We start from the raw sequence: 25,623 nt of genomic DNA, 5'->3' as shown, positions 1-25,623 counted from the left end.
CCTGTCCTTCGGACAGACGGCGGACATCTTCTCGCGCCGAGTCGCGCCCGTGGTCCGAGTCGCCGGCATCAAACGCGACGCGGCACGGAAGCGCCAGGCAGCGGGCGGGGGATCGAAGCCGGGTGTGAGATCCGGAACCTGACGTCTTGATGTGGTGGTGGCGGGGAGTCGGCCTGTAAGCGGGGTTCTGTCCTGGAGGTGGGAATACCTCCGTGGATGACCATCCATCTGTGCGGCCTACCCGGGAGTGTCTGCGGGCGGGACGCCCTCTCCCTGTCTGGCCTTGCTCCGGGTGGGGTTTGCCTAGCCACCCCGGTCGCCCGGGGTGCTGGTGCGCTCTTACCGCACCGTTTCACCCTTACCGGCTCGACACGAGGCCGAACCGGCGGTCTGTTCTCTGTGGCACTTTCCTGCGAGTCGCCTCGACTGGCGCAAGCCAGCACCCTTCCCTGCGGAGCCCCGACTTTCCTCAGCCCACCGAAGTGGACCGCGGTCATCCAGCCGGCTCCCCGCCACCGTGACTGAGTGTACGACGCGCTGGACGTCACCCTTCACGAGTTGATGTCCGCGGCCGATGGCTGCGCCATGGCTCGCATCGCAACCATCTGCTCGATCGTGGTGTTCTCACTCCTCGCCGCGGCCTGTGGCACCTCGGCCCCCGAGGACACTCCGGTCGCCGACACGCTCCCGACGCCGTCGGTGACGACCGCGCCGTCGACGAGCGCGGCCCGGATCGTGGAGGACGACCTGTCGCCCTGCGAGCACTGGGACGCGGCGCTCCGCTCACTCGCGGCCGGTGCGTCGCTCGCCGTGCAATCCGTGGCCGTCGAGCGCTGGCTCGAGTCGGTTCACATCAGCGCCGATTCGCTCGCCGTCGGGATGCCCCTGGTCGACTATCAGGCGGCGGTCGAGTCGCTGACCGCCGCGAACTGGGACTTCGAGGCTGTCGACGATGCCGTGGTGTCCCGCTGGGTCGAGGGCTTCCTCGGGAACACGCTGTTCGGTCCCGGTCATCCGCCGGTGCCCCGCGACGAGTGCGACGTCGCGGTCGCCGGTCCCGACGCGGTGGCGATCTCGATCGACTGCCTCTTCCGGCTGGAGCCGGCGTTCACGTGGCTGATCGCGCTCGAGTTGGACGAAGTCCACGAGCTGCCCGAGGCCGAGGTCGACCGGCTCACGAGCGGCGTCGGGAGGCGGTGGGTCGACGCGGGTGCGTCCCCTCTGTGCATGTCGCAGGCGCTCTGGGGTGTGTCGCCCGCCGATCTCGACGAGTTCCGGGCGTCGCTGACGGCCGACGAGGCGAACCGTGTCGCGGTTGCCGGTGCCGTGTTCGCGGCCGGGCTCGAATCCATGGCGATCGCGGCCGATGAGCGGTTCGTCGAAATCGAGGCAGTGATTCCCTGATCAGGATTCGGCGGAGTCGCGCAGCGCGCGGCGGGCGCCGAACCAGGCGCCGACGATGCCGATGGACGGGGCGAGGAGCGCGTTGAACACGAGGCCGCTCCAGCTGATGCCCTCGTCGGCGATCAGGCGACGCACGATGCCGATGGTCTGCACCACGGCGAAGGCCAGCAGGGTGGCGGCGGCGCCGTTGAGGAAGGCGACGTCGGGGACACGCCGGCCGGCCTGGGCGCCGCCGAGCAGGTAGGCGACGACGATGGCGAGGAGGGCGACGAGGACCCAGTTCGACTGGTTCGTGCCGGCGTCGTCGTCGGCCAGCACCGCGGTGACGATGGCGGCGGGGACCGCGATGGCCAGGCACCACGCGGCGCCGACGAGGACCGCGGAGCGGTTCAGCGAATGCAGCACTCGGCGGACGCTACCAGCGCGCTACGGTGCCGCCCCATATGAGCACGCTCGACGCACACGGCGGCTGGCCCGGCATCCTCGGTGCCCTGGCCGACGGCACCGATCTCGACGCCGACACGACCCGGGCGGTGCTCGGCACGATCCTCTCGGGCGACGCCACGGATGCGCAGATCGCCGCCTTCATCGTCGGCCTGCGCATCAAGGGGGAGTCCGTCGAGGAGCTGGCGGGCCTCCAGGGGGCGATGCTCGACGCGGCGACGCCGCTGTCGGTGCCGGACGCCACGATCGACATCGTGGGCGTGGGCGGGGCCCCGAGCCGGCGTGACGCGGCGCTCAACGTGTCGACGATGGCGGCGTTCGTCGCCGCGGCCGCGGGAGCCACGGTCTGCAAGCACGGCAACCGCAAGGCCTCGTCCACGTCCGGCAGCTTCGACCTGCTCGAGGCGATGGGGATCGACGTGGAGATCTCACCCGACGCCCTGGAGGCACAGGTGCGTGACCACGGTGTCGGCTTCGCGTTCGCCCGCACGTTCCACCCGGCGATGCGTCACGTCGGCCCGGTGCGAGCCGAGCTCGGCATCCCGACCGTGTTCAACATCCTCGGCCCGCTGAGCCACCCCGGCCGGCTCACCCGGCAGGTGATCGGCGTGGCGGACTGGACGATCGCGGAGCGGATGATCCGGGTCCTCGAGGCGACCGGCTCGACCCGCGCCCTCGTCGTGCACGGCGACGGCGGCCTCGACGAGCTGTCGACCACCGGTCCGTCGCAGATGCTCTCGTTGGAGAACGGCGAGATCCGCGAGATCGCCGTCGACGCCGCGGCCCTCGGTCTCGCGCCGGCGACGGCTGCCGACCTCGCGGGAGGTGACGCCGCGGCGAACGCCGAGATCGCGACCGCGATGTTCGCCGGCGAGCCCGGTCCGAAGCGCGACATCGTCGTGCTCAACGCGGCGGCCGGCCTCGTCGCGGCCGGGATCGCGGCGGATCTCGCCGCCGGAATCGAACAGGCGGCGGCGGCGATCGACGACGGCCGGGCAGCGGCGAAGGTCGCCGCTCTGGCAGCCTCCTCACCCTGAAGCCCGTTCAGCCGATGGGTAGAAGTGACTCGGTGGCTTCTGCTCTCTCCGACGGTCGTTTCGCTGACGGCCATGCTGGGTGGCCTGCTCGCCGCGCTGTACGTGTTCGAGTCGCACGCCGCCGGCGTCGTGATCGGGGCCGGCGTCGCCGCGATCCTCGCCGGGGGTGTCTCGCTCATGCAGCGCACACTCGGCCGCAGCACGGTCACGCACCTGGAGGAGTCGGAGCGTCGGGCGAACCACGACCCGCTGACCGGACTCCTCAATCGGTCGGGCCTGATGGAGGCACTGTCGGCGGCCATTGCCCGCGGGGACGCCTCCGGCACCTGCGTCGGCCTGCTGTTCTCGGATCTGGATCGCTTCAAGCTGGTGAACGACAGCCTGGGCCACGGCGCCGGTGACGAACTGCTCGTCGGGGTGGCGAACCGCCTCAGCGACGCGGTTCGTACCGCCGACGTCGTCGCCCGATTCGGCGGCGACGAGTTCGTGGTCATCTGCCACGGGCTGGTGCAACCCGGCTCGATCTCGCGCGTTGCCGAGGTCGTCTTCCAGGCGTTCGCCGAGCCGTTCGCGGTCGACGGGGGCGAGCTCGTCATCCAGCCGAGCATCGGCGTCGCGATCTGGGATCCGTCGAGTGAGGCCGTGGTGACCGCCGAGGACCTCGTGCGCGATGCCGACGCCGCCATGTACGAAGCCAAGCGCACCAAGTGCCGGATCTCGGTCTTCGACACGGGGGTGCGGCACAACCTGCTCGCCCGACTGAAGATCGAACAGTCGCTCTCCGTGTCGTTCGACTCCGAACTGGTCGTGCACTACCAGCCGGTGGTCGACGCCCGTCGCCGGGCGATGTACTCCACCGAGGCGCTCGTGCGCTGGAACCACCCCGACCACGGCCTTCTCTTCCCGAGCGAGTTCCTCCCGGTCGCGGAGGAAGCGGGACTCATGGGTCGTATCGGCGAGGTCGTCCTGCGTGAAGCCTGCGCCCAGGCCGCCCAGTGGAACATGATCAATCCGAGGTGCCGGGATCTGCGGATCAACGTCAACGTCTCGGAACACCAGCTTCTCGACGCGGCGTTCCCGATGCGGGTCGCCGAGACCCTCGAATGGTCGGGCCTGCCGGCCGACCAGCTGTGTCTCGAGATCAGTGAGGACCTCGTGACCGAGCACCTCAGCGGCTCGTTGCCCGTGCTCGAGGGCATCGCCGGACAGGGCGTGCGGTTGTCGCTCGACGATTTCGGCACCGGCCGGACCACGATGTCGCACCTCAAGCGGCTGAACGATGTCGTACACCAGTTGAAGATCGATCGAGCCTTCGTGACCGAGCTTCCCCACGACGCCATCGACCAGGCGGTGGTGGAGGCGGTGTCCCGCATCGCCGGTGCAGCCAACCTGACCGTGGTGGCGGAGGGTGTGGAGACCGTGGAACAGGCCGACTATCTCCTCGCGCTCGGCATCAACCACCATCAGGGCTTCCTCTACTGCCACGGCGTCGAGGCGGAGCGGCTGACGAAGGTGTTCTACGACGCCGCGCAGACGGCCGCCGCGGCGGATCGACACGATCCGCTGTTCGCCGGCGTCTGATCGCCGGTCACAACACGCGCGGTATCGGGATACGGGTGCGCCGGGCGAGCCGCTCGGCACCGACGCCGGTGCGTTCGGCGGAACGGCTCGCGGGGCTCTTCCCCTGCGGTGCGAACGTGGGGATTCGGGGGAGCGGCTCGACGAGAACGCCGGAGAGCGACTCGACGCGCACCTTTGCCGCGTTCTTCTCGAGCCACGCGACGATCGTGAGCAACTCGTCGGCCTCGTCGCGACGGGGGACGCCCAGCGGCTCGCCCGGGGCGGGGAGGGTCGGCGCTTCGACGGGAAGGCCCTCGTGCCAGAGGGCATCGTCGTCCGTCGCGCCACACGCCACGAGCAGGCCGCGGTCGAACTCGACCCACGCGGCCCCGATCGACACCCGCACCCGTCCGGCTCGCCGGAGGAGGTCGAAGCGCCGGCCCCGCCGCAGGGCACCGCTCAACGCGTCGGCCCGATCGCGCACGTCGGCCGCTTCCTCGAAGCGTTCGTCGCGGGCCAGTGATTCGATCCGTTCTTCGAGGGGGCGCAGGAGGCGATCGGGTTCGCGCGAGAGCGTGTCGACGAGATCGTCGATCAGCCGCCGGTAGTCGGCCTCGCTGGTGGCCCCCGAGCAGGGGCACGCGGCCACGCCGATCTGGGCGGCCGCGCACACCGGCTTCGACATGGTGCCGGTGGAACGGGCCGTGCATCGTCGGATCGGTGCCGCGGTCTCGATGGCCTCGATGATCCGCTTCGCCCGCTTCGCCGACGAGATCGGACCGAGATAGAACGCCCCGTCGTCCTTGACGGCCCGGGCGACGGAGAGGCGGGGGAAGCGCTCGTCCAGCGTGAGCTTCACGTAGGGGTACTTCGACGAGCGGGTGTGTTGTCGGTTGTAGCGGGGGAGGTGGCGATGGATCAGCCGCACCTCGAGGACCGCGGCCTCGAGCCCGTTGCGACAGACGTGGTGGTCGATCTTCTTCGTCTCCCGGAGCAGGTTGCCGATCTTGCGGCGCTCGTCGGTGGAGAAGTAGCTGCGCACCCGCGAGCGCAGGTTCGCGGCCTTGCCCACGTAGAGCACCTCGTCGCGTGCGTCGCGGAAGAGGTAGACGCCCGGCTCGCGCGGCAGGCCGTCGGTGAGCGGGAGCTTCTTCGCCTGGGCGCTGCCGGCCAGCTTCGGGAGGATGAGCAGGTCGTCGAGCCCGGTGACGCCGAGCGAGCCCGCCCGCTCGAGCAGGAGATGCAGGAGGTCGCCGGTGGCGAGCGCGTCGTCGAGGGCCCGATGGCTCGGCGTGTGGGAGAGGCGCAGCCGGTCGGCCAGGGTGCCGAGCTTGCAGTTCGGCACCTCGTCGCGCAGCAGGCGCCGGGCCAGGGCGAGCGTGTCGATCGAACGATGGGGGAGACGGTCGCGGCCCTGCTGGCGAAGGGCCTCGTTGAGGAAGCCGATGTCGAAGCGGATGTTGTGGCCGACGATGACGGTGCCGGTGCCGACGAACTCCAGCAGTGACGGCATCACCGCCTCGATGCGCGGCGCCCGCATCACCATCGCCTCGGTGATGCCCGTGATCATGGTGATCTCGGGCGGGATCGCACAGCCCGGGTCGACCAGGGTCTGGTAGGTGCCGAGGCACTCGCCGCCCTTGAGCTTCACCGCGCCGACCTCGGTGATCGCACAGTTTTTGGCCGAGCCGCCGGTGGTCTCGAGGTCGATCACGACGAAGGTGACGTCGTGGAGGGCGGTGCCGAGGTCGTCCAGCGAGCGCTGGTCGGCGACTCCGGTGTCGAACATCTGTTCGGACATGGGCTGATCATCTTGGACGAACGTCTGTTCGTCGTCAAGGGCGTCGTCCGCCGGTCAGCGCAGCACGTCGTCGAGATGCTCGGCGAGGCGCACGGCGAGGGCGACGATCGTGTAGGTCGGTGTCGCGGTGCCGCCGGTGGCGAAGACGCTGCTCCCGGCAACCCAGAGATTGTCGACGCCGTGCATCCGGCAGTTCTCGTCGACCACTCCGTCCGAGGCCGACGCGGCCATGCGGGTCGTGCACATGTGGTGGAAGCCCATGCCCACGGGGAAGTCGTCCTCGTCGATCTCGTCGGGGATCGAGCGGTACACCGTCAGGAACTCGCCCGGCACGAGGTTGTCGAGCGCGTCGGCGTGAACACCACCGGGTACGAGTTGCACCCGGCCGATCCCCAACGCCCCGAACGCTTCGGCGACGACCCGATAGCCGTCGAGGGCGCGCCGGCGATCGGCTGCGCTGTACTGCCAGTCGAGCTGCACCCGTGCCATGCCGAGGGCATCTGTGGCGGACCCGAGCACCACCCGGCTCTCGGGATCGAGTTCCTGTTCCGCGAGTCCCTGGAGGTAGACGGCCGTCGGCGGTACCGGGCCGGTGTGGCCGAGCAGCTCGGCGACGTCGTCCATGTCGACGCCCGATTCCTGCAGGGGCTGGCCGATCGGGAACGTGCCCGGCAGCAGCTGGATCTCGAGACCGGTGGTCTCGGCGTCGCGGAGGTGCTGGTCCGTGAGCCCGATCGCGAACTTGGCCCCGTGCGTCGCGCCGGCGTGGCGACCCGTCTCGATCGTGACGTCGGCTCCGTTGAGGCCGACCATGTCGGTCGGATCGGCGTCGAGCAGGCCGAACCCTGCGTAGACCTGGAGATGCTCGGTGAAGTGGCGGCCGACGAGGTCGTCGGCGTTCCCGAGGCCGGCCGGGTCCGCGTCCTGCGAAGCGAGGAGGAGGCGCGGGTTCTCGATGCCGCCGGCGGCGAGCACGTACGCCCGTGCCGTTGCCGTCAGCGCGGTGCCGTCGAGGGTGCGGAGGTCGAGCCGCTGCACGGCGCCGCCATCGAGCGTCGCGAGGTTCACGACGTTGGCGTTGAAGAGCACCCGCAGGTTCGCGGTGTCGGCGAGTTCGGCTGCGTAGACGCGGCCGAACTTGGTGGGGAACGTGAGCTGGTAGACGAGCGGCTCGACCCGATCGGACCGGATGGGCGGGGCGGGGAGACCGAGCTTCGACTCCCACCGGTCGACGGCGAAGTCCGCGTCCGTGATCCGAACCCACTCCGCAGCGCGGTCCATGAAGGGATCGATTTCCTCGCGGCCGAACGGCCAGCCCGACACGGCGAGATGGTCCCGGACCTCGAAGTCCACGGGGGAGAAGGGGCGGCAGAAGCCGGCCCAGTGGTTCGTGGTCCCGCCGATGTAACGAAGCCGCATCTGGTCCAACCGGACGGGGCTGTCGAGCGTCGTCGCGGGTTGCCCGATGCTCTCTCCGGCGGCGAGGTCCTGGGTCGCCGGGTCCTCGTCGTGACCGCCGGACTCGACGAGCAGCACCTCGTGGCCGGCGGCCGCGAGTTCGAGCGACAAGACGATGCCGGCGGCTCCCGCGCCGATGATGCAGACGTCGGCCGCGAAGGACTCGCCACCCGGGGTCGTCCGGGCATCGATCAGCACGGCGCGCCACCGTCCATCAGCGCCAGCGCCGCCGCCGCTCGGGCCTCGGATCGGCCGAGGACCCACCCGTCCACCTGGACCGTGTCGCCGGCGCGGAACTCCGCCGCGGTGATCGCCGCGGCCTGGGCCAGCGGGTCGGCCGTGGGGTCCGGGACGTCGGCGAGCAGCTCGTCCAGGTCGTCCCAGCCGTGGGTCGCGATTGCCGCGGCGCCCAGGGTGAGGATCCCGGAGCCGACGGCGCCGATGCCCTCGATGAGCTCCGGCCCGTCGCAGTCGTCCGGTGTGGTCGTGGTCGAACCGGCGGGCCCCGGCGCCGTCGCGTCGTCGTCGCGTCGATCGAGCCAACCGGCCGCGCCGCCGATGAGGAGAGCGAGCGCACCGCCGCCTCCGATCTTCAGGACCGCACGGCGGCTGGTGGCGTCGGACACGGCTTCGCAACCTAGCGGTGTCATACCCCCTTCGTAGGGTGCGTTCCATGTCAGCACATCCCCACCTCCGCCTCGTGCCGGACCATCCCGGTCCTGCGTTCTCGGGGCAGATCGCTCCCGACGACACGCTCACGATCGACTGTGCGGTGTGTGTCGCGCTCGACACCGCTGCGTGCGACGACTGTGTCGTGACCTGTCTGGTCGGTCACGAGGTCGGCACGCCGGTCGTGCTCGACCCCGAGGAGCGGCGGGCCGTGGATCTGCTCGCCGAGGCGGGCCTGGTGCCGGCGAGCCGGTTCAGCCCGCGGCCCGGCGTCGCCTGAGCGCACGCAGGGCGTGTCACCATGGCGCGGTGATCACGCTCCCCGAGCTCGAGGCGATCGGCCGACAGCACGGCCTCTGCGCGTTCGGGGCGGCGACGGCGGACCCCTTCGACGACGTCCTCGAGTCGCTGACGGCGCGCAAGGCGGACGGTCTCCACGGGGGGATGCAGTTCACCTACCGCAATCCGGCCCGTTCGACGGATCCGGCCCGCAGCCTGCCCGGCGCCGGGACCCTGCTGGTCGGCGCCTACGACTACCAGCGGGAAGCACCGGCGCCGGATCCGTCCCAGCCCAACGGGCGGGTGGCCGCTTACTCGTGGGAGGACCACTACGCGGTGCTGCGGGCCGCGCTGGAGGCGGTCGCCGAGCCGCTGCGCGACGCCGGTCACCGGGCGATCGTGCTCGCCGACCAGAACCATCTCGTCGATCGGGCCGCCGCCCACCGGGCTGGCATCGGCTGGTGGGGCAAGAGCAGCAACGTCCTGGTGCCCGGCGTCGGCAGCCTCGTGGTGCTCGGTTCGGTCCTCACCGATGCCCCGATCGCCTTCGAGCCGGCCGCGCCGGTCGAGGACGGCTGTCGCACCTGCCGGCAGTGTCTCGACGGCTGCCCGACGGGTGCGATCGTCGCCCCCGGGGTGATCGACGCGCGGAAGTGTCTCGCCTGGCTGCTGCAGGCGGAGGGCCCGTTCCCCGTGGAGTTCCGCGAGGCGCTCGGCGACCGTCTCTACGGCTGCGACGACTGTCAGGATGTCTGTCCGCCCAACCAGATCCGTCGCCGCCGCCCCTCCGATGCCGGCGACGACGGTGCCTGGGTCCCCGTGCTCGATGCCCTCGCGAGCGACGACGACACCCTGCTGGCGCGACTCGGCCGGTGGTACATCCCCGACCGTGACCCCGCCTACCTGCGGCGCAACCTGCTCGTCGTGCTGGGCAACACCGGCGACGCCGCCGATTCCCGCACTGCCGAGCGGTTGGCGGACGCGCTGGCCGACGACCGGCCGCTCGTGCGGTCCCACGCGGTCTGGGCGGCGCGGCGGCTCGGGCTCGACGCCCTCCTCGACGATGTGGCCGACGATCGCGATCCCGCGGTGCGTCTCGAGCTCGATCGGGCGTAGGGTCCGCCGCTGTGCCGCGTCACCTCCTCGTGACCAACGACTTCCCGCCGAAGGTGGGTGGGATCCAGAGCTACCTGTGGGAGCTCTGGCGCCGGCTGCCGCCCGACGAGTTCGTCGTCCACACCACGCCCTACGAGGGCACCGACGAGTTCGACGCCGCCCAACCGTTCACGGTGATCCGCAGCCCGGAGCCGTGGTTGCTGCCCCAGCCCGTGCTCGTGCGGCGCGTCAACCAGCTCATCGCGGAGCACGACATCGACCTCGTCATACTCGACCCGGCCGTGCCGGTCGGCCTGATCGGACCCCATCTGGACGTGCCCTACGGGGTCGTGCTCCACGGTGCCGAGGTCACCATCCCCGGCCGTCTGCCGGTCACCCAGCAGCTCATGAATCGCGTGCTCAAGGGCGCCGTGGGCGTGATTTCCGCCGGTGGCTACGCCGCGGCGGAGGCCGAACGAGCCGTCGGCCGCGACCTGCCGATCGCGATCGTCCCGCCCGGCGTCGACACCTCCCGGATCACGCCGCTCGATGCGGCCGGACGCACCGCGGCGCGCGCCCGGTTGGGCCTGCCGACCGAGGGGCCCCTCGTCACGTCGGCCAGTCGCCTCGTGCCCCGCAAGGGCATGGACGTGCTGATCCGGGCGAGCGTTCACGTCCGCGAGCGCCACCCGGACGTCCACGTCGCCATCTCCGGCAGCGGGCGCGACACCAAGCGACTCCAGGGCATCGTCGACGAACTCGATGCGCCGGTCACGATGCTCGGGCGCCTCCCCGACGCCTCGATGCCGGACCTCTACGCCTGTGGCGATGTCTTCTCCGTGCTGTGCCGCACCCGCTGGGGCGGGCTCGAGCAGGAGGGCTTCGGCATCATCTTCGTGGAGGCGGCCGCGGCGGGGGTCCCCCAGGTAGCCGGACGAAGTGGGGGAGCGCACGAAGCCGTCGCCCACGGGGAGACGGGCCTCATCGTCGACGACCCGACCGACGAGCGGGCGGTCGCGGACGCGATCAGCACCCTCCTCGACGATCCGGCGCGGCGGGCGGCGATGGCCGTGGCGAGCCGGGCGCGGGTGGAGACCGAGTTCGACTACGACCGGCTCGCCGATCGCTTGCACGAGGCGATCGCGGCGATGATGGATCCATGATCGAGCCCGGGGGCCGCATCATCGCCGCCTCGTGGACGGGCACGGCCGTGTTCGCGATCGCGGCCGGCGTCTCGACGATCGATCCGGACTCGCTCGGGGCGCCGGTGGTGATCGTCTCACTGGTGCTCTTCGGGGCCGGGGCGATCGCGATGTTCTGGGCGTTCCTCATCGCCGTGGCCCGCAGCACCGAGGAGGCGATCGGGATCGGTGGCTTGTACTTCGGTGCCGGGTCGGCGCCCCGGCGGGTCCAGGCGCATCTCATGGGCTCGCTGGCGCTCCAGCTCGTGATCGCGTTCACCACGGCGTCGATCCGGATCTTCACCGCTCTCGCGTTCGGCATCCTCGTGCCGGTCTGGGGATTGGGAATGGCGGGGCTGTGGTGTGCGCGGCACGGCACCTTCGCGCCCCGCGGCGGCTGAGGCCGGTAGGGTCGCGTCCGCACCGACGAGGGAGGCCGTGTGGTCGATCAGACAACGGAACGCACCACGATCATGGCGTCGCCGGATGCCTGTTACGAGGCGGCGATCGACTTCGAGAGCTACCCGGACTGGGCAACCGACATCAAGATGGCACGGATCCTGTCGCGCGACGACGACGGCCGCGCGGTGGACGTGGAATTCCGGGCCGCGGCCATGGGTCGCAGCACCACCTACACGCTGCGCTACTTCTACGGCTCCAACCCCCGACGGTTGGCGTGGCGGCTCCAGCGGGGCGACGTCACCCGCCGGCTCGACGGCGAATACGAGTTCCTGCCGGTCGCGTCGGACCCCAACGCCACCGAGGTCGTGTACCACCTGGCCGTGGACCTCTCGGTGCCGCTTCCCGGCTTCGTGAAGCGCCGGGCCGAGGCTCGCATCGTTCGGTCGGCCCTGGAGTCGTTCACGGCCTACGTCGAGTCCCGAGGGTCGTGAACGACGATCCGCACGGCGAGCCCGGCGACGACCAGTTCGACGAGCTGCGGGAGGCCGCCGGGGCGGTCGTCGACTCCCTCAAACGCCTGATCGAAGCGACGGAGCGGGTGATCGAGCAACCCGGTGCGTTCGCCGGCGCGGTGGAGAGCGGACGATCCGTGGTTGAGGCGTTTCTCGGCGGGTTCGCGTCCCAGGCCGACCCGGACGGGGCGACCGCCGAAGGTGACCAGGGTCCCACAGAATCCTGAGTCATCCGGCTTGATCCGCCACGCTGCGTGCCGATGGGGATCCGATGCGCTTCGTCGAACTACGGCCTGCTCCCGACCGTGGGTCCTTTCGCCTCCATCCGCGGATCACGTGGTTGCGGGGATTGGATCCCGCGGCGCGCGTCGCCATCGTCGGCCTGGTCCACGACGTCGCCCTCGGCGAGATGCCCGATTGGACGGGCATCGTCGAGATGGACGGCGGGAACGTCTCGCTCACCGAAGCGATTCCCCGCCTCGGTGAGACGGCCGACAGCGCCCTGATCATCGACGCGGCGAGCCTGCCCGAGCCCGGCGAGGGCCCGACCGCGCCGTCCGAACAGCGGACGGGCCTCGACGAGGCACAACAGAAGCTCGACGAACTCGACAGCCGGATCACCGAGATCGCCGAGGAACTCGCCGCCAGCGGCAACGTCCGCTCGCAGATGGTCGCGCACCTGCGCTCGTCGAAGGGGCAGGTCGATCCGGAGGCGAGCACGCGACTCGACCAGGCGGACGGGCAGCTCGTGCGCTCCTCTCGCCGCGCCGACCGGCCGGATCCGTGGACGGGGATGAAGGACATCCCCGCCCGGATCGAGGAACTCACCGCGACGATCACCGAACTCGACGAGACGCTGGCCGGCCTACCGACCGGTGACCGTCCCGCGCTCGCCGCTGCGGCGGCCACGGCACGGTCGGCCATCGCGAGAGGTTCCGGTGCGACCGCACCGAGCCCCGAAGCCGCGGCGTTGGCCCAGGCATGGATCAGCCTCCATCAACGGCTGCTCGGGCTCGAGTCCCGCATGGAGGCCGCCGGCGGCGGCACCGAGCTCGTCGCCGCCCGCCTCGACGATGCCCGGCGGGCGGCCCGCGCCGCGGAGGACGCCGCCGTTCCCCGCAAGGTCACCGAGGCCGAGGTCGCCGAACTCGAGGTCCTGCACGAAACCATGATCGACGCCGAGGGTCGCGTCGGGAGGGGCGTGCGACGCGCCACCACCCGAGCGGCGTTCGATGCAGCGGAGAAAGCGCTCCAGGACGCACTCGAGCCCCTCGGCTATCCGACCTGGGCGGCGTTCCGCATGGGCAACGGCATGGCCGCCGTTCCGCCCGAAGCCCTCATCGAGTACGAGGTCGCCCAGCACGAGCTGGAGGCGGCCGAACTCGAATGGGCCGAGCTGATGGCCCGCCTCGAGCGCGACACCGAGCTGCAGGACGTCCTCACCGCGATCGAGAAGGCGCAGGAGCACGCCGTCTCGCTGCTGGGCGAGGATCCCCTCGCCGGCGGAGACGACGCCTCGCCGGACCTCCTCACCGAAGCGCTCCAGGCCTTCGTCGTCGATGCCGATTCGGTCGGCGTCGATCGTGACGCCGGGATGCGGCACCTCCAGGTCGCCATGGCGGAAGCGGGTGTGGTCGGCCACGAGGCGCTCACCAGCGACCAGGCCGTGGTCGCCCTGGCCGAATCGTGGCTCGGCGTGCTCGTCGCGGCCGACGATCTGGCCGTGCGCATCCTCCGCGATCGGGAGCGGGCCGCCGAGGAACTGGATGCACTCGAATCGCTCGGCGACGGCAGCAGGGTCGATCGCCTCGACGGCGAACGGGCCGCCGTGCGCGAAGCCGAGAAGGACGTGGCCGCCAGCCGCGCCGCCCTCGGCGAGGTCGTGCAGGCCCGACTGCAGCTGCACGTGCTCGCCGCGACCGAACTCAACCTCGCCGAAGAGCACGACGACCGGCTCGTCCAGCGGGAGAGCGCCCAGGTGCTGGTCGACCTCGCCCGCCGCCGGCTCCAGGGCCGCGCGTCGGCCGACGCCGTCGCCGCCCTTGCCGATCGGGTTCCCCGCGGTGTCGCCGGTCCGATCCCCGTCGTGGTGGTCATGGGCGATGCGCCGGCCAGCACGCTCGACCGGCTCGCCGTCCTGCCCGACGACGTGCAGATCCTCGTCATCGGCGACGGGCACGGGGCCGACGAGTGGATCGCCGAGGTCGGCTCGGACGTCGCCTCGGTGGTCGAGGTCGGAACTCTCGTCTAGGCCCGGGGTCGGCTCGCTAGCCTGAGGCGATGGAGTTCCGTCGCATCAACGGCCTACCGCCCTACGTGTTCACGATCATCGATTCGCTCAAGATCGAAGCACGTCGAGCCGGCGAAGACGTCATCGACCTCGGCTTCGGCAATCCGGACCTGCCGTCGCCCGACATCGCCGTCGAGAAGCTCGTGGAGGCCGCGCGGAACTCCCGCAACCACCGCTATTCGTCGAGCCGGGGCATCCCGAAGCTGCGCGAGGCGGTCGCCACGCTCTACGAGCGCCGCTTCGGCGTCACCCTCGACCCCGAGTCCGAGGTCATCAACACGATCGGCGCGAAGGAGGGGTTCAGCCACCTGATGTGGGTGCTGCTGCAAGCGGGCGATTCGGTGCTCGTGCCGGCCCCGTCGTATCCGATCCACCTGTTCGCCCCGCTGTTCGCCGGGGCCAATGTGCGGGAGATGCCGCTCAGCAACGACCAGGAGACCTTCCTGGAGACGCTGCAGGATCGCTTCGAGTACTCGTGGCCGAGGCCGCGGGTGATCGTGCTCTCGTTCCCGCACAACCCCACCACCACCTGCGTCGACCTCGACTTCATGCAGCGGGTCGTGGACTTCGCCCGCGAGAAGGACGTCATCCTCGTCCACGACTTCGCCTACGCCGACCTCGGCTACGACGGGTACATGCCGCCGTCGATCCTCGAGGCCGAGGGAGCGAAGGACGTCGCCGTCGAGCTGTATTCGATGACCAAGAGCTACTCGATGGCGGGCTGGCGCGTGGCGTTCATGGTGGGCAACCCGAAGATCGTCGCCGCCCTCCAGAAGCTCAAGAGCTATCTCGACTACGGCACCTTCCAGCCGGTGCAGATCGCGGCCACGGTCACGATGAACGAGGCGCCGGAGTACCCCGATCAGGCCCGGGCGGTCTACGAGAGCCGGCGCAACACGTTGATCGACGGGCTCGCCCGGATCGGCTGGGACGTCCCCGCCCCGCGCGGCACCATGTTCACCTGGGCGAAGATCCCCGAGCCCTACGAGGAGATGGGGAGCGTCGAGTTCGCTTCGATGCTCGTGCGGGAAGCCGACGTGGCGCTGTCGCCGGGTGTCGGATTCGGCCCGGGCGGCGAGGGCCACGTGCGCTTCGCGCTGATCGAGAACGAGCAGCGGATCAACCAGGCCACCCGCAACCTCGGCCGGGCGCTCACGAAGCTCGGCTAGTCCAGGTCCCACCCGCGGCTGCGTTCCACGGCCCGGGTCCACCGGGCGTACGCGGCGTCGGCGGCCGTGCGGTCATCGTTCGGCGTGAACGTGCGATCCGCGGTCCAGTTGGCGGCGACGTCGCCGGTGCCGGACCACACGCCCTCGGCGATCCCGGCGAGATAGGCGGCGCCGAGCGCCGTGGTCTCGGGCACGGACGCCCGCACCACGGGCACCCCGAGCTGATCGGCCTGGAACTGGAGGAGCACGTCCATCACCGAGGCGCCACCGTCGACGCGCAGTTCGGTGACCGGCGTGCCCGATGCGGCGCTCATGGCGTCGACGACGTCGCGGGACTGGTACGCCATCGACTCCATCGTCGCCCGGACGAGCTCGGCGCGGCCGGTGCCGCGCGTGAGTCCGACGATCGTGCCCCGGGCCCGGGGATCCCAGTGGGGCGAGCCGAGTCCGGCGAGGGCGGGGACGAAGACGACGCCCCCGGTGTCGTCGACCGACTCGGCGAGCGGGCCGGTCTCGGCGGCGTCGTCGATGATGCCGAGACCGTCGCGCAGCCACTGGATCGCCGCGCCGGTCGCGAAGATCGCGCCCTCGTAGGCGTAGGTGGTCTCCGCTCCGTTCGGGCCGTCGAGCGTCCAGGCGACGGTGGTGAGCAGGCCTTCGACCGGCTCGGGACAGGCGGTGCCGACGTTCATCAGCACGAACGAGCCCGTGCCGTAGGTGTTCTTCGCCTGTCCGGGCGAGAAGCACGCCTGGCCGAACAGGGCGGCCTGCTGGTCGCCGGCAATGCCGCTGATCGGGATGCCCGCGCCGGTCGGGATGTCGGCGGTGGTCACCCCGAAGCGGCCCGATGACGGCCGGACCTCGGGGAGGATGCCCATCGGCACGCCGAGCAGGTCGCACATCTCGGGCGACCAGTCGCCGGTCCGGATGTCGAAGAGCATGGTGCGGCTCGCGTTCGAGCCGTCGGTCACGTGGGTGCCCCCGGTCAGCTTCCACACCAGCCAGGAGTCGATCGTCCCGAAGAGCAGATCGTCGTCGGCCTCGACCCCGCCCTCGGTGAGGAGCCACTCGACCTTGGTGCCGGAGAAGTACGGATCGAGCACGAGGCCGGTGGTCGAGCGGACCAGGTCCCGGGCGCCATCGGCCTCCAGCTGCTCGCAGCGCGTCGCCGTCCGCCGGTCCTGCCAGACGATGGCGCGATGCCGGGGGGTGCCGGTGCGCCGGTCCCAGAGCACCACGGTCTCGCGTTGATCGGTGATGCCGATCGCGGCGATCGGCTGGTCGAGCGTGTCGACCAGTTCGGCGAGGGTGGACACGACCGCATCCCAGATCTCCTCCGCGTCGTGCTCGACCCAACCCGGACGGGGGAAGTGCTGCTCGAACTCGCGGTAGGTGAAGCCGAGGGGAGCGCCCCGCTCGTCGATGGCGAACGACCGCACACCCGTGGTGCCGGCGTCGATGGCGATGACGACTCCCATGGGCGGCGACCTTACCGGCGCTACGATCCGGCGCGAACAACCAGGGAGAGTCGATGCGTGTCGGAGTGCTGACCGGTGGGGGCGATTGCCCGGGCCTCAACGCGGTGATCCGCGGGCTCGTGCGCAAGGCCGAACGGGAGTACGGCGACGATGTGATCGGCTTTCTCGACGGCTACCTCGGACTGCTCGAGGATCGCTGGATGGCCCTCGACGTCGAGGCGTGCCGGGGCATCCTGCCCCGGGGCGGCACCATCATCGGCACGACGCGCCACACGCCGTACATGGTCGAGGGCGGCGTCGAGATCGTGAAGGAGACGCTGGCCCGCCACGACATCGAGGCGCTGGTCGTGATCGGCGGCGAGGGCACGCTGTCATGTGCGAATCGCCTGCACGAGGACGGCGTCCCGATCATCGGCATCCCGAAGACGATCGACAACGACATCGGCGGCACGGAGATGACGTTCGGCTTCGACACCGCCGTGCAGATCGCGACCGACGCGATCGACCGTCTCCACACGACGGCGGAGTCGCACAATCGCGTCATGGTCGTCGAGGTCATGGGCCGCCATGTCGGACACATCGCCACCTGGGCGGGGATCGCCGGCGGGGCGACCGTCACCCTCGTGCCCGAGGAACCGTTCGACATCCAGGCCGTGTGCGACTCGTTGGTGCGTCGCCACGAGCGGGGCCGGTTCGCCTCCATCGTCGTCGTCGCCGAGGGCGCCGTGCCGGCGGAGGGGACGATCGTCGTACCCGAACCGACCCTCGACGAGTACGGCCATCAACGCCTCGGGGGGATCGTCAACGTGGTCGCATCCGAGATCGAGGCGCGGACGGGCTTCGAGACCCGCGTCACCGTGCTCGGTCACGTCCAACGCGGGGGCACGCCCACCGCGTTCGATCGGGTGCTGTCCACCTGGTACGGGGTGACCGCCATGGAGGCGGCGCACGACCGTGACTTCGGCACGATGGTGGCCCTGCGCAACGGTGAGGTCGTGCGGGCACCGCTCGCCGAGTGCATCGCCGAGCTGAAGTACACCCACCCGGATCTCCTCGACGCGATGCGGACGTTCTTCTCCTGAACGGCTTCTCCTGACCGGCGAGGCCTATTCGTCGGGCGGGACCGTCGTCGAGGTCGTGGTGGTGGTCGTGTCGTCCGGCGGATCGTCGACGAGCTCCGGGTTGTAGTCGGCGTAGTCGTCGGTGTCGACGGGCTCGCTGGTGAGATTCTGGTCGTCGTTGGTCGTGGGGAGCTCCTGGAGTTCCCCGTCGATGCTGATCAGGATCTGGCCGATGTCGGGTTCGCCAGTGAGCGTCCACACGAGCTGGGCGGCGACGTCGCGTAGGACGACGGCGTTCGGCGGATCCTCGCCGATCGTCTCGAGGAAGACGGTGGCGACGCCGACCCCGCCGCCGCGGCTGTCGTCGATCGTGATGTCGATCACGTCGTACTCGCGGACCTGGTTGATCAGACCCTCATCGGTGTTCAGGCTCGCGGCGAAGTCCTCCGCCCCCATCGGGTCGATCAGGTCGAACAGCGGCGTGCCGAGCGCCACCGGCACCGGCACCTGGCGCACCTTGCGGATGACGTCGTTGTCCTCGGGGGTGGTGAGCAGGAAGTAGGCGAAGTCGCGGGTGCGCACCGGCGGCACGGTCGTCGTCGTGGTCGTGGTGACCCGTCGGAGTGACTCGTCGAGGCGGTCCTGCGCGATGACCTGGGCGCTCTCGTCGGTCGGGAGCGAACACCCGACGACGAGCAGCGCCACGGCGAGGGAGACGGCGAGGAGGCGGCGGACGGTCGGGCTCATTCGTGCTCCTCCTCGTCGTGTTCGCCCATCGGGAGGGCGACCACGAAGCGGGCCCCCGGCCGGCCGTCGAGGCGGTCCTCGACCCAGACCCGGCCACCGTGGAGTCCGACGTGTTCGGCGACGAGGGAGAGGCCGAGTCCACTTCCGGTGTCGTAGCCCCGGCGGCCACCGGCCGAGCCGCGACTGAAGCGGTCGAAGATGACGGCGCGTTCGGCCTCGGGGACACCCGGACCCTCGTCCTCGACGGCCAGCACGAGGGCGTCCTCGTAGCGGCTGATCTGGATCTCCACGCCACCGGCGCCGTACTTGTCGGCGTTCTCGAGCAGGTTGGAGATCACCTGGGCGAGCCGGCGCTTGTCGGCCGAGACGATCAGGTCCTCGACGTCGGGCGTGGCGACGACCAGCGCGTCGGGTCGGGTGGAATGGCTCACGGCCTGGCGGACGAACTCGACGACGAGGAGCTCGTCGCGCTGCAACGATGCCGTGCCCACGTCGAAGCGGCTCATCTCGAGGAGGTCCTCCACGAGTTGGGTGAACCGGCGCACGTCGTCGTTGAGGAGGCCGAGCGCCTGCTGGCTCCGCTCGGGAAGCGAGTCGCGGCTGTTGTTCAGGACCTCGATCGACGCGCTCAGGGTCATCAGCGGCGAGCGCAACTCGTGGCTCACCTCGCTGGCGAAGCGTGCATCACGTTCGATGCGGTCCTCGAGCGACTGCGCCATGCCGTTGAACGACGAGGCGAGTGACGCGAGGTCGGCGTCCGCGGGTTTGTCCAGGCGGGTGTCGAGTTCGCCCGCGGCGAGCGATTCGGCCGCCCGGCGTACGTGGCCGACCGGGGAGAGCGCCCGGCCGGCGGCCCACGCGCCGAGGGCGGCGGCCAGGACCGTGGTGGCGACGCTCGCCGCCACCAACACCACGCCGATGGACGAGAGCGTGTCCTCGACGTCGTCGAGGAAGAGCGCCTCGTAGTAGTCGGCATCGCGGCTGGCGTTGGTCAGTCGGATACCGGAGACGATCGCGGGGGTGCCCGCGATGGTGGTCCGCATCGTCGCCGCGTTGTTCGCCTCGATGACGGAGAGAAGGCTCGACGGGATGCCGTCGGTGCTGAACCTCGTGCTGTTGCGTCCGGTCCAGGCGTCGTCCACGCGCAGCAGGGGGAACACGCCGCGCGACGTCGCGAGGGAGCTCAGGATGGTGTCGATCGCGGCCTGGTCGGTCTCCTCGGTGAGCTGGTTCTGCACGGCGAGGCTGTTGCGCGAGAACGAGGCGAACGCGCTGCTCTCGCGCTGGTCGATGAGGTTCTGGCGGGTGAAGGTGAGGGTCACGAGGCTCAGGACGATCGACAACAGCAGCCCGCCCAACGCGAAGATGAAGGTGACTCGGGCCCGCAGGCCGAGGCGTTCCCATCTCGACCGCACGGCGGTCAGGCCTGGAGCTTGTAGCCCAGGCCCCGAACCGTGACGACGTGACGGGGGTTCGCCGGGTCGGGCTCGATCTTCGTGCGCAGGCGCCGGATGTGGACGTCGACGAGACGGCCGTCGCCGAAGTAGCCGTAGCCCCAGACCCGCTCGAGGAGGACCTCGCGACTGAACACGCGGCCGGCGTTGGAGGCGAGCTCGACCAGGAGACGGAACTCGGTCTTGGTGAGGTGGACCTCGTCGTCGCCGACGCGGACCACGCCCTCGTCGGGGATGATCTCCAGTTCGCCGAACACCATCTGCCGGCTGCCCGGGTCAGAGGAGCGGACCCGGCGCAGCAGGGCCCGGATGCGGGCCGACAGTTCCTTGGGCGCGTGGGGCTTGGTGAGATAGTCGTCCGCGCCGGCCTCGAGCCCGGCGACCACGTCGTGGGTGTCGGCGCGGGCGGTGACCATCACGATCGGCACGTCGCTGATCTTGCGGATGGCCCGGCAGACCTCGAAGCCGTCCATGCCCGGGAGCATGATGTCGATGAGCACGACATCGGCCGGATCCTGTCCGAACGCGAGCAGCGCGTCCTCGCCGGACTCGGCCTCGACGACGTCGTAGCCCTCATCCTCCAGGGCGAGACGAACCGAGGTCCGGATCCGTTCGTCGTCCTCAACGGTCAGAATGCGACTTCCCACGGAGGGATGCTGCCAGATTCCGGCCGGTCGCGGGGACCACCCGGACAATCCGGCTCAGGCGTCGTGTACGCCGGCGTCCGCCAGGAGGGTGAAAAGCTCGGCCGCGATGCCCGGCGTGGCGCCCGCCAGCGCCCCTCCCGCCGAGGTGCGGTCGTCGAACACCGCCCCTGCCTCGGCCGCGATGAGGGCCCCGGCCGCAGAGTCCCACGGGCTCAGACCCCGTTCGTAGTAGCCGTCGACGCGTCCGCAGGCGAGCGAGCAGAGGTCAACCGCGGCGCCGCCCAGGCGGCGGATGTCGCGAACGGCCGGGAGCACGTCGACCAGCGCCGTCGCCTGGGCCCGCCGCCGGTCGGCGTCGTAGGCGAAGCCGGTGGCCAGGAGCGCGGTCGGGAGGTCGCGCTTGGCGCTCACGCTGATGGGCTCGCCGTCGAGCGTCGCCCCTGCGCCCCGCGTCGCCCGGAAGCGTTCGTCGCGCACCAGGTCGTGGACCACGCCGACCGCGGGCGTGCCGTCGACCGAGGCTCCGATCGACACCGAGCTGCCGGGCAGGTCGTAGACGAAGTTCGTCGTGCCGTCGATCGGGTCGATGAGCCAGACCACGCCTGTGCGCCCCTCGACCGTGGCTCCTTCCTCGCCGACGAACCCGTCGTCGGGGCGCGCCGCGGTGATGCGGGCGACGATGGTCTCCTCGCTCCAGCGATCGAACGCCGTCACGAGGTCCGTGGCCGTCGACTTCGTCTCCACGCCGAGATCGAGCTCGCGTCGGGCGGCACGCAGGCGGGGCAGGACGGCGTCGATCGCAGCATCCGCGATCGCGAGCAGCTTCGGCAGCGCCGGACTCATGCGTCGCCGGGGTCGTGGTGAGCGCGTTCGATGGCCTCTTTCGCGTTCCACTCGGCCATGGCCCGCAGGGCGAGGACCGCCACGATGGCGACGCCGACCGCACACCCGATCGCGCTGGCGAGACCCACGACGCTCGCCGCACCGGTGCATCCGTCGGTGCATGAGATGTCTGTGACGGCGAAGCCGATCAGGCCGCCGCACAGGCCGCCGACGACGATCGCCAGCACGGCGAGGATGCGGGCGAGCAGGGGCGGTGCCGCGTTCGGCGGACCGCCCGTCGGGGAGCCGGGGGCGTCGGACATCACGGACGCGACTCTACCGATCGGGGAAGGACGTGGGCGTGCCGGGCTTGCCCCTAGAGTGGCCCGCCAGTGCGTGCTCTCGTGGTGATTCCGACCTACAACGAGGCGACGAACATCGAAGAGGTGCTTCGTCGCCTCCGCGACGCGTGCCCGAAGGCGAACGTGCTGGTCGTCGACGACGGGTCGCCCGACGGCACCGCCGATCTCGCGGAGTCGGTCGGGGCGGAGCTCGGTGATGTCGAGGTGATGCGGCGCCCGGCCAAGTCCGGGCTCGGGTCCGCCTACCGCGACGGCTTCCGCCACGGCCTGATCAACGGTTTCGACGTGCTCGTCGAGATGGACAGCGACCTGCAACACGATCCCGCTGCGTTGCCGTCGTTGCTCGCCGGGGTCGATGCCGGCGCCGATCTCGTCATCGGCAGCCGCTACGTGCCGGGTGGATCGATCCCCGACTGGACGTGGCATCGCCGGGCGCTGTCGAAGTGGGGCAACCGGTATGCGGCTCGCGTCCTGGGCTTCGAGGTCCGCGACGCCACGAGCGGCTATCGCGCCTACGCCGCGCCCGCCCTCGCGGAGATCGACTTCCAGACCGTGCGGGCCGACGGCTACGGCTTCCAGATCGAGATGGCACATCGCGTCCTGCTGAGCGGGGGTTCGATCGCCGAGGTACCCATCAAGTTCGGTGATCGGGAGCGGGGCGAGTCGAAGATGTCGAGCCGTATCGTCGCCGAAGCGTTGGTGCTGGTGACGTGGTGGGGGCTGCGCGACCGGGTGCTCAGGTTCCGTCGCTGAATGCCGATGGGTCGGGGTATGTCCTCGACCACATCGCTCGTTCCGCCGCGCCGTCTCGGCGGCCTCCTGCGTGAGGCCCGCGTCGCCGCCGGCCTCGAACTGGACGACCTGATCGAGGGCACCGCGCTGTCGGTCGTGGAGCTGGACGACATCGAACACGGCCGCCGTGACCTCGACGAGGGCATGCTGCACACGCTGGTGCACATCTATGGAGTGCAGGACGCCGACCTGGTGCCCGCCCGCTCCCAACTGGTGATCGATCTCGACGAAGGTCGCATCGGGGTCAACCACACGGATCTCGATGTCGATCCGCTATCGGGGCCCGATGCCGTCCTCGCCCGCTATCTCGCGCTCGTCTATCGGCTTCGAGGGCTCCGGATCGGGGCATCGTTGCCCCTGCGCGACGTCGATCTCGAGGTCCTGGCGACCGCGCTCGAACTCGAGGCGGAGGACGTCGAGACGCGCCTGCATCGCCTCATCGGTGACGAGGCCACGATCGAACAGGATCAGCGCCGGATCCGCCGGCAACTGCTCCTGCCCCTCGTCGGCGTCGTCATCGCCGCCACAGCCGTCGGCACCCTCGTGCTCGTCGCGGAGGGCGAGCCGCCGGCCGACCCGACCCAGCAGGGGACCGACATCGGGACTGCCGCGATCGAGGAATCGACGGGGGTGACTCCGGACATCGGCAACGGTGGCGCCGTGCTGGAGAACCCGAGTAGCTGACGACGCCCGACCCGGCTGGCATGCTGGCCGCATGCGTCATTGGAAGGTCGCCGGAGGGCTGATCACGCACGGGCACGACACCCTGCTGGTGGCGAACCGTCGACGCGACGGACGAGTCGACTGGAGCACGCCGGGCGGCGTCGTCGACGATGGCGAGACCTGCCTCTACGCGCTGACCCGGGAGGTGCAGGAGGAGACGGGACTCGACGTCGCGACCTGGCAGCGACTGTGCTGGACAACCACCGTCGCGTTCGTCGACCTGGAGATGCATCTCGAGGTGGAGGTCCACCTCGCCGAGGGATTCGAGGGCACGCTTGCCGTCGATGACCCCGACGGCATCGTGGTGGAGGCCCACTTCCTCGACTCGGCCGCGATCGACGAACGGCTCCACACGGCGCCGGTGTGGGTGGCGGAACCGATGCGGGACTGGCTCGCGGGGCCCTGGCCGGATGTCCGCCACTACGGCTATCGGGCGACGGGGCGTAACCCGGCGGAGATGGCCGCTCACCGCATCCTCGAATGAGCACCTCGGGTCGTCCCCCGGACGGCACCCTCGGGTTCCTGCACGTCGACATGGACGCGTTCTTCGCGTCCGTGGAGCTGCGACGTCGTCCCGAGCTGCGGGGTCAGCCCGTGGTCGTCGGTGGCACCGGTGATCGCGGTGTCGTCGCCGCGGCCAGCTACGAGGCCCGGCTGTACGGAATCCGATCGGCCATGCCGTCCACCCGCGCCCGTCGGCTCTGTCCCCATGCGGTGTTCCTGCCCGGCGACCACGCCCATTACGGCGAAGTCAGTGCGGAGATCATGGCGATCCTGAAGGACGTCACGCCCTGGGTGGAGCCGCTCTCGTTCGACGAGGCGTTCCTCGACGTGCGCGGGGCGCTCCACGGCACCGACCGCGCTCCCGAGATCGCCGCCGACGTCCGGGCGCGGATCCTGCGCGACCAGCGGCTCACGTGTTCCGTCGGCGTGGCGACGAACAAGTTCCTCGCCAAGCTCGCGACCGAGGAGGCGAAGCCGTCGCCGTCCGAGCGGGGTCCGGTCTTCGGGTCGGGGGTCCATGTCGTCGCCGCGGGCCGCGAGCTCGCGTTCCTGCATCCGAAGCCCGTGCGGGAGCTCTGGGGCGTGGGGCCGGCCACGGCCCGCAAGCTCTCGGGAATGGGCATCGAGACGATCGGCGACCTCGCGGCCCAGCCGCTCACCCGGCTCGAGTCCGCACTCGGAAAAGCGGTCGGGCTGCATCTCCATTCGCTGTCCAACGGACGCGATGACCGGCCGGTCGAGATCGATCAGGAACTCAAGTCCATCGGCCACGAGGAGACCTTCGCCCGGGACCTGGTGACCTTCGAGGATCTGCGGCCCCACCTCGTGCGCATGGCGGACGCCGTCGCGGCGCGGCTCCGCAAGCGTTCGTTCCTCGGTCGGACCGTGACGATCAAGGTGCGCTTCGCCGATTTCACCACCATCACCCGATCGATCACGGTCCCCGAGCCGGTCGACGGCGCCCGAGCCATCGCCGCGGAGGCCGAGGCGATGCTGGCGAAGTTGGATCCGACGCCGGGCGTGCGCTTGTTCGGCGTGTCCGTGTCGCAGCTCGTCGATGGCTCCGTGCGTCAGCTCACCCTCGACGAGGTGAGTGGACCCGCCTGGAGCGACGCCGATGCCGTGATCGACGACATCCGTGATCGTTTCGGCTCGAGCGCCATCGGACCGGCCGCGCTCTCCCGCCCGGGCGACGGCATCCGCCGGTTCGAGGTCGGCCAACAGCAGTGGGGTCCGGACGAGGGCTGAAACCGGCGCGCGATTCGACGCCGGGCGCGTTGTCGAGTGATGGGCGCTGTGCGAGACTGGAGGGCACGACACCCGGGCTGGAGGAGATCGGTGCCGCTTTCCGAGGACGAACAGAGAATCCTCAGCGAGATCGAGGACCATCTCTACGAATCCGACCCCGCGCTCGCGCGCGAAGTGGCGCAGACCACCATCTACACGCACGCGTTCCGCAACCTGAAGTGGGCGACGGTCGGCTTCGTGGCCGGTGCCGTGCTGATGGTCGTCCTGCTCTCCACATCGTTCGTGCTCGCGTTCGGCGGGTTCCTGCTGATGCTCGCCAGCCTGCTGTGGTTCGAGAACAACGCCCGCAAGCTCGGCCGGGCCGGGCTCGAGCAGATGACCGAGAACTTCCGCGGCGCGGGGCTGCGCGACGCGATGGGTGGCGCCGGCAACAAGATGCGCGAGCGCTTCCAACGGCCTGACGAACCCGACGTCTGAGGCCTCT

The 25,623-nt window shown here is 70.5% G+C and carries 27 protein-coding genes and 1 other RNA gene; 17 read left to right on the top strand and 11 right to left on the bottom strand.

Going from position 1 to position 25,623, the window contains the following annotated elements; genetic code table 11:
* Positions 1-160: 160 nt before the first annotated feature.
* Positions 161-509, bottom strand: an RNA gene (gene rnpB / locus R8F63_08055) — RNase P RNA component class A.
* A gap of 16 nt (positions 510-525) precedes the next feature.
* Between rnpB and R8F63_08050 the strand changes: the two genes are divergently transcribed.
* The gene (locus tag R8F63_08050; GenBank protein MDW3218555.1) at positions 526-1,404 is read left to right on the top strand and encodes a hypothetical protein; all 879 of its coding nucleotides are present in this window, start codon (positions 526-528) and stop codon (positions 1,402-1,404) included.
* Here the strand turns inward: R8F63_08050 and R8F63_08045 are convergent, their stop codons facing one another.
* Positions 1,405-1,809, bottom strand: coding sequence for a hypothetical protein (locus R8F63_08045; GenBank protein ID MDW3218554.1), 405 nt, complete (start codon positions 1,807-1,809; stop codon positions 1,405-1,407).
* Between the two features lie 38 nt (positions 1,810-1,847).
* Between R8F63_08045 and trpD the strand changes: the two genes are divergently transcribed.
* Both trpD and R8F63_08035 read left to right on the top strand, forming a co-directional pair.
* A complete protein-coding gene (gene trpD, locus R8F63_08040) occupies positions 1,848-2,885 on the top strand; it encodes an anthranilate phosphoribosyltransferase (GenBank protein MDW3218553.1) in 1,038 nt (345 codons plus the stop codon).
* Positions 2,886-2,957: 72 nt separating this feature from the next.
* Positions 2,958-4,466, top strand: coding sequence for an EAL domain-containing protein (locus R8F63_08035; protein ID MDW3218552.1), 1,509 nt, complete (start codon positions 2,958-2,960; stop codon positions 4,464-4,466).
* 7 nt (positions 4,467-4,473) lie between these two features.
* On the opposite strand, the gene R8F63_08030 is transcribed toward R8F63_08035, so the two are convergent.
* The 3 genes from R8F63_08030 to R8F63_08020 are packed head-to-tail and all read right to left on the bottom strand — an operon-like array spanning position 4,474 to position 8,330.
* On the bottom strand, positions 4,474-6,246 hold the full coding sequence (locus tag R8F63_08030; protein MDW3218551.1) for a DEDD exonuclease domain-containing protein: 1,773 nt from the start codon (positions 6,244-6,246) through the stop codon (positions 4,474-4,476).
* Positions 6,247-6,300: 54 nt separating this feature from the next.
* Positions 6,301-7,902: a GMC family oxidoreductase gene (locus R8F63_08025; protein ID MDW3218550.1), complete on the bottom strand. Its 1,602-nt coding sequence runs from the start codon at positions 7,900-7,902 to the stop codon at positions 6,301-6,303.
* On the bottom strand, positions 7,896-8,330 hold the full coding sequence (locus R8F63_08020; GenBank protein MDW3218549.1) for a hypothetical protein: 435 nt from the start codon (positions 8,328-8,330) through the stop codon (positions 7,896-7,898). Before R8F63_08020 ends, R8F63_08025 begins: the two co-directional genes overlap by 7 nt.
* Positions 8,331-8,377: 47 nt before the next feature.
* Here R8F63_08020 and R8F63_08015 point away from each other — a divergent pair, with 47 nt between their 5' ends.
* Genes R8F63_08015 through R8F63_07980 form a run of 8 tightly spaced genes read left to right on the top strand, consistent with a single transcriptional unit; the run spans position 8,378 to position 15,301 of the window.
* On the top strand, positions 8,378-8,653 hold the full coding sequence (locus tag R8F63_08015) for a hypothetical protein (GenBank protein ID MDW3218548.1): 276 nt from the start codon (positions 8,378-8,380) through the stop codon (positions 8,651-8,653).
* Between the two features lie 29 nt (positions 8,654-8,682).
* Entirely contained in the window at positions 8,683-9,768 is a 1,086-nt protein-coding gene (gene queG, locus R8F63_08010) for a tRNA epoxyqueuosine(34) reductase QueG (GenBank protein ID MDW3218547.1), read from the top strand.
* A gap of 11 nt (positions 9,769-9,779) precedes the next feature.
* Positions 9,780-10,910: a glycosyltransferase family 4 protein gene (locus R8F63_08005; protein ID MDW3218546.1), complete on the top strand. Its 1,131-nt coding sequence runs from the start codon at positions 9,780-9,782 to the stop codon at positions 10,908-10,910.
* Positions 10,907-11,329 carry a hypothetical protein gene (locus tag R8F63_08000; GenBank protein ID MDW3218545.1) on the top strand — a complete coding sequence of 141 codons (423 nt, stop codon included), beginning with the start codon at positions 10,907-10,909 and terminating at the stop codon, positions 11,327-11,329. Before R8F63_08005 ends, R8F63_08000 begins: the two co-directional genes overlap by 4 nt.
* Positions 11,330-11,368: 39 nt before the next feature.
* A complete protein-coding gene (locus R8F63_07995; protein ID MDW3218544.1) occupies positions 11,369-11,821 on the top strand; it encodes an SRPBCC family protein in 453 nt (150 codons plus the stop codon).
* Positions 11,818-12,069: a hypothetical protein gene (locus R8F63_07990; protein MDW3218543.1), complete on the top strand. Its 252-nt coding sequence runs from the start codon at positions 11,818-11,820 to the stop codon at positions 12,067-12,069. The genes R8F63_07995 and R8F63_07990 overlap by 4 nt, the downstream gene beginning before the upstream one ends.
* 44 nt (positions 12,070-12,113) lie before the next feature.
* Positions 12,114-14,093 (top strand): hypothetical protein, encoded by a 1,980-nt coding sequence (locus R8F63_07985; GenBank protein ID MDW3218542.1) that lies wholly within the window; start codon positions 12,114-12,116, stop codon positions 14,091-14,093.
* A 29-nt stretch (positions 14,094-14,122) separates the two neighbouring features.
* Positions 14,123-15,301 (top strand): aminotransferase class I/II-fold pyridoxal phosphate-dependent enzyme, encoded by a 1,179-nt coding sequence (locus R8F63_07980; protein MDW3218541.1) that lies wholly within the window; start codon positions 14,123-14,125, stop codon positions 15,299-15,301.
* Here R8F63_07980 and glpK read toward each other — a convergent pair.
* Positions 15,298-16,779, bottom strand: a complete 1,482-nt coding sequence (glpK, locus tag R8F63_07975) for a glycerol kinase GlpK (protein ID MDW3218540.1) — start codon at positions 16,777-16,779, stop codon at positions 15,298-15,300. The two genes, R8F63_07980 and glpK, sit on opposite strands and share 4 nt — an antisense overlap.
* 53 nt (positions 16,780-16,832) lie before the next feature.
* On the opposite strand from glpK, the gene R8F63_07970 reads away from it, so the two are divergent.
* Positions 16,833-17,861, top strand: coding sequence for an ATP-dependent 6-phosphofructokinase (locus tag R8F63_07970; GenBank protein MDW3218539.1), 1,029 nt, complete (start codon positions 16,833-16,835; stop codon positions 17,859-17,861).
* A 24-nt stretch (positions 17,862-17,885) separates the two neighbouring features.
* On the opposite strand, the gene R8F63_07965 is transcribed toward R8F63_07970, so the two are convergent.
* The 5 genes from R8F63_07965 to R8F63_07945 are packed head-to-tail and all read right to left on the bottom strand — an operon-like array spanning position 17,886 to position 21,833.
* The gene (locus R8F63_07965) at positions 17,886-18,587 is read right to left on the bottom strand and encodes a hypothetical protein (GenBank protein MDW3218538.1); all 702 of its coding nucleotides are present in this window, start codon (positions 18,585-18,587) and stop codon (positions 17,886-17,888) included.
* The gene (locus R8F63_07960) at positions 18,584-20,002 is read right to left on the bottom strand and encodes a HAMP domain-containing sensor histidine kinase (protein ID MDW3218537.1); all 1,419 of its coding nucleotides are present in this window, start codon (positions 20,000-20,002) and stop codon (positions 18,584-18,586) included. The genes R8F63_07965 and R8F63_07960 overlap by 4 nt, the downstream gene beginning before the upstream one ends.
* 5 nt (positions 20,003-20,007) lie before the next feature.
* The gene (locus R8F63_07955; GenBank protein ID MDW3218536.1) at positions 20,008-20,688 is read right to left on the bottom strand and encodes a response regulator transcription factor; all 681 of its coding nucleotides are present in this window, start codon (positions 20,686-20,688) and stop codon (positions 20,008-20,010) included.
* Positions 20,689-20,742: 54 nt separating this feature from the next.
* Positions 20,743-21,531, bottom strand: coding sequence for an inositol monophosphatase family protein (locus R8F63_07950; protein ID MDW3218535.1), 789 nt, complete (start codon positions 21,529-21,531; stop codon positions 20,743-20,745).
* Positions 21,528-21,833 carry a hypothetical protein gene (locus tag R8F63_07945; GenBank protein MDW3218534.1) on the bottom strand — a complete coding sequence of 102 codons (306 nt, stop codon included), beginning with the start codon at positions 21,831-21,833 and terminating at the stop codon, positions 21,528-21,530. The genes R8F63_07950 and R8F63_07945 overlap by 4 nt, the downstream gene beginning before the upstream one ends.
* A 69-nt stretch (positions 21,834-21,902) precedes the next feature.
* Here R8F63_07945 and R8F63_07940 point away from each other — a divergent pair, with 69 nt between their 5' ends.
* The 5 genes from R8F63_07940 (at position 21,903) to R8F63_07920 (ending at position 25,616) form a co-directional block, all read left to right on the top strand.
* Complete coding sequence (locus R8F63_07940; protein MDW3218533.1) at positions 21,903-22,625, top strand: polyprenol monophosphomannose synthase; 723 nt, start codon at positions 21,903-21,905, stop codon at positions 22,623-22,625.
* An 18-nt stretch (positions 22,626-22,643) separates the two neighbouring features.
* A complete protein-coding gene (locus R8F63_07935) occupies positions 22,644-23,348 on the top strand; it encodes a helix-turn-helix domain-containing protein (protein MDW3218532.1) in 705 nt (234 codons plus the stop codon).
* 31 nt (positions 23,349-23,379) lie between these two features.
* Positions 23,380-23,871, top strand: a complete 492-nt coding sequence (locus tag R8F63_07930) for an NUDIX hydrolase (GenBank protein MDW3218531.1) — start codon at positions 23,380-23,382, stop codon at positions 23,869-23,871.
* Entirely contained in the window at positions 23,868-25,139 is a 1,272-nt protein-coding gene (locus tag R8F63_07925; GenBank protein ID MDW3218530.1) for a DNA polymerase IV, read from the top strand. The genes R8F63_07930 and R8F63_07925 overlap by 4 nt, the downstream gene beginning before the upstream one ends.
* A gap of 90 nt (positions 25,140-25,229) precedes the next feature.
* Positions 25,230-25,616: a DUF3040 domain-containing protein gene (locus R8F63_07920; GenBank protein ID MDW3218529.1), complete on the top strand. Its 387-nt coding sequence runs from the start codon at positions 25,230-25,232 to the stop codon at positions 25,614-25,616.
* The last annotated feature ends 7 nt before the right edge of the window (positions 25,617-25,623 follow it).

The sequence above is a fragment of the Acidimicrobiales bacterium genome, from assembly GCA_033344915.1.
In the GTDB taxonomy this organism is placed as follows: domain Bacteria; phylum Actinomycetota; class Acidimicrobiia; order Acidimicrobiales; family Aldehydirespiratoraceae; genus JAJRXC01.
Note: the sequence above shows the minus strand (reverse complement) of the source record. Positions and strands in the feature narration are given on the sequence as shown.

Excerpts from the sequence above, each read along its gene's own strand:
- trpD (MDW3218553.1), top strand. The coding sequence starts at position 1,848 with ATGAGCACGCTCGACGCACACGGCGGCTGGCCCGGCATCCTCGGTGCC.
- R8F63_08035 (MDW3218552.1), top strand. The coding sequence starts at position 2,958 with ATGCTGGGTGGCCTGCTCGCCGCGCTGTACGTGTTCGAGTCGCACGCC.
- R8F63_08030 (MDW3218551.1), bottom strand. The coding sequence starts at position 6,246 with ATGTCCGAACAGATGTTCGACACCGGAGTCGCCGACCAGCGCTCGCTG.
- R8F63_08015 (MDW3218548.1), top strand. The coding sequence starts at position 8,378 with ATGTCAGCACATCCCCACCTCCGCCTCGTGCCGGACCATCCCGGTCCT.
- R8F63_08000 (MDW3218545.1), top strand. The coding sequence starts at position 10,907 with ATGATCGAGCCCGGGGGCCGCATCATCGCCGCCTCGTGGACGGGCACG.
- R8F63_07985 (MDW3218542.1), top strand. The coding sequence starts at position 12,114 with ATGCGCTTCGTCGAACTACGGCCTGCTCCCGACCGTGGGTCCTTTCGC.
- R8F63_07980 (MDW3218541.1), top strand. The coding sequence starts at position 14,123 with ATGGAGTTCCGTCGCATCAACGGCCTACCGCCCTACGTGTTCACGATC.
- glpK (MDW3218540.1), bottom strand. The coding sequence starts at position 16,779 with ATGGGAGTCGTCATCGCCATCGACGCCGGCACCACGGGTGTGCGGTCG.
- R8F63_07970 (MDW3218539.1), top strand. The coding sequence starts at position 16,833 with ATGCGTGTCGGAGTGCTGACCGGTGGGGGCGATTGCCCGGGCCTCAAC.
- R8F63_07965 (MDW3218538.1), bottom strand. The coding sequence starts at position 18,587 with ATGAGCCCGACCGTCCGCCGCCTCCTCGCCGTCTCCCTCGCCGTGGCG.
- R8F63_07950 (MDW3218535.1), bottom strand. The coding sequence starts at position 21,531 with ATGAGTCCGGCGCTGCCGAAGCTGCTCGCGATCGCGGATGCTGCGATC.
- R8F63_07945 (MDW3218534.1), bottom strand. The coding sequence starts at position 21,833 with ATGTCCGACGCCCCCGGCTCCCCGACGGGCGGTCCGCCGAACGCGGCA.
- R8F63_07935 (MDW3218532.1), top strand. The coding sequence starts at position 22,644 with ATGTCCTCGACCACATCGCTCGTTCCGCCGCGCCGTCTCGGCGGCCTC.
- R8F63_07930 (MDW3218531.1), top strand. The coding sequence starts at position 23,380 with ATGCGTCATTGGAAGGTCGCCGGAGGGCTGATCACGCACGGGCACGAC.
- R8F63_07925 (MDW3218530.1), top strand. The coding sequence starts at position 23,868 with ATGAGCACCTCGGGTCGTCCCCCGGACGGCACCCTCGGGTTCCTGCAC.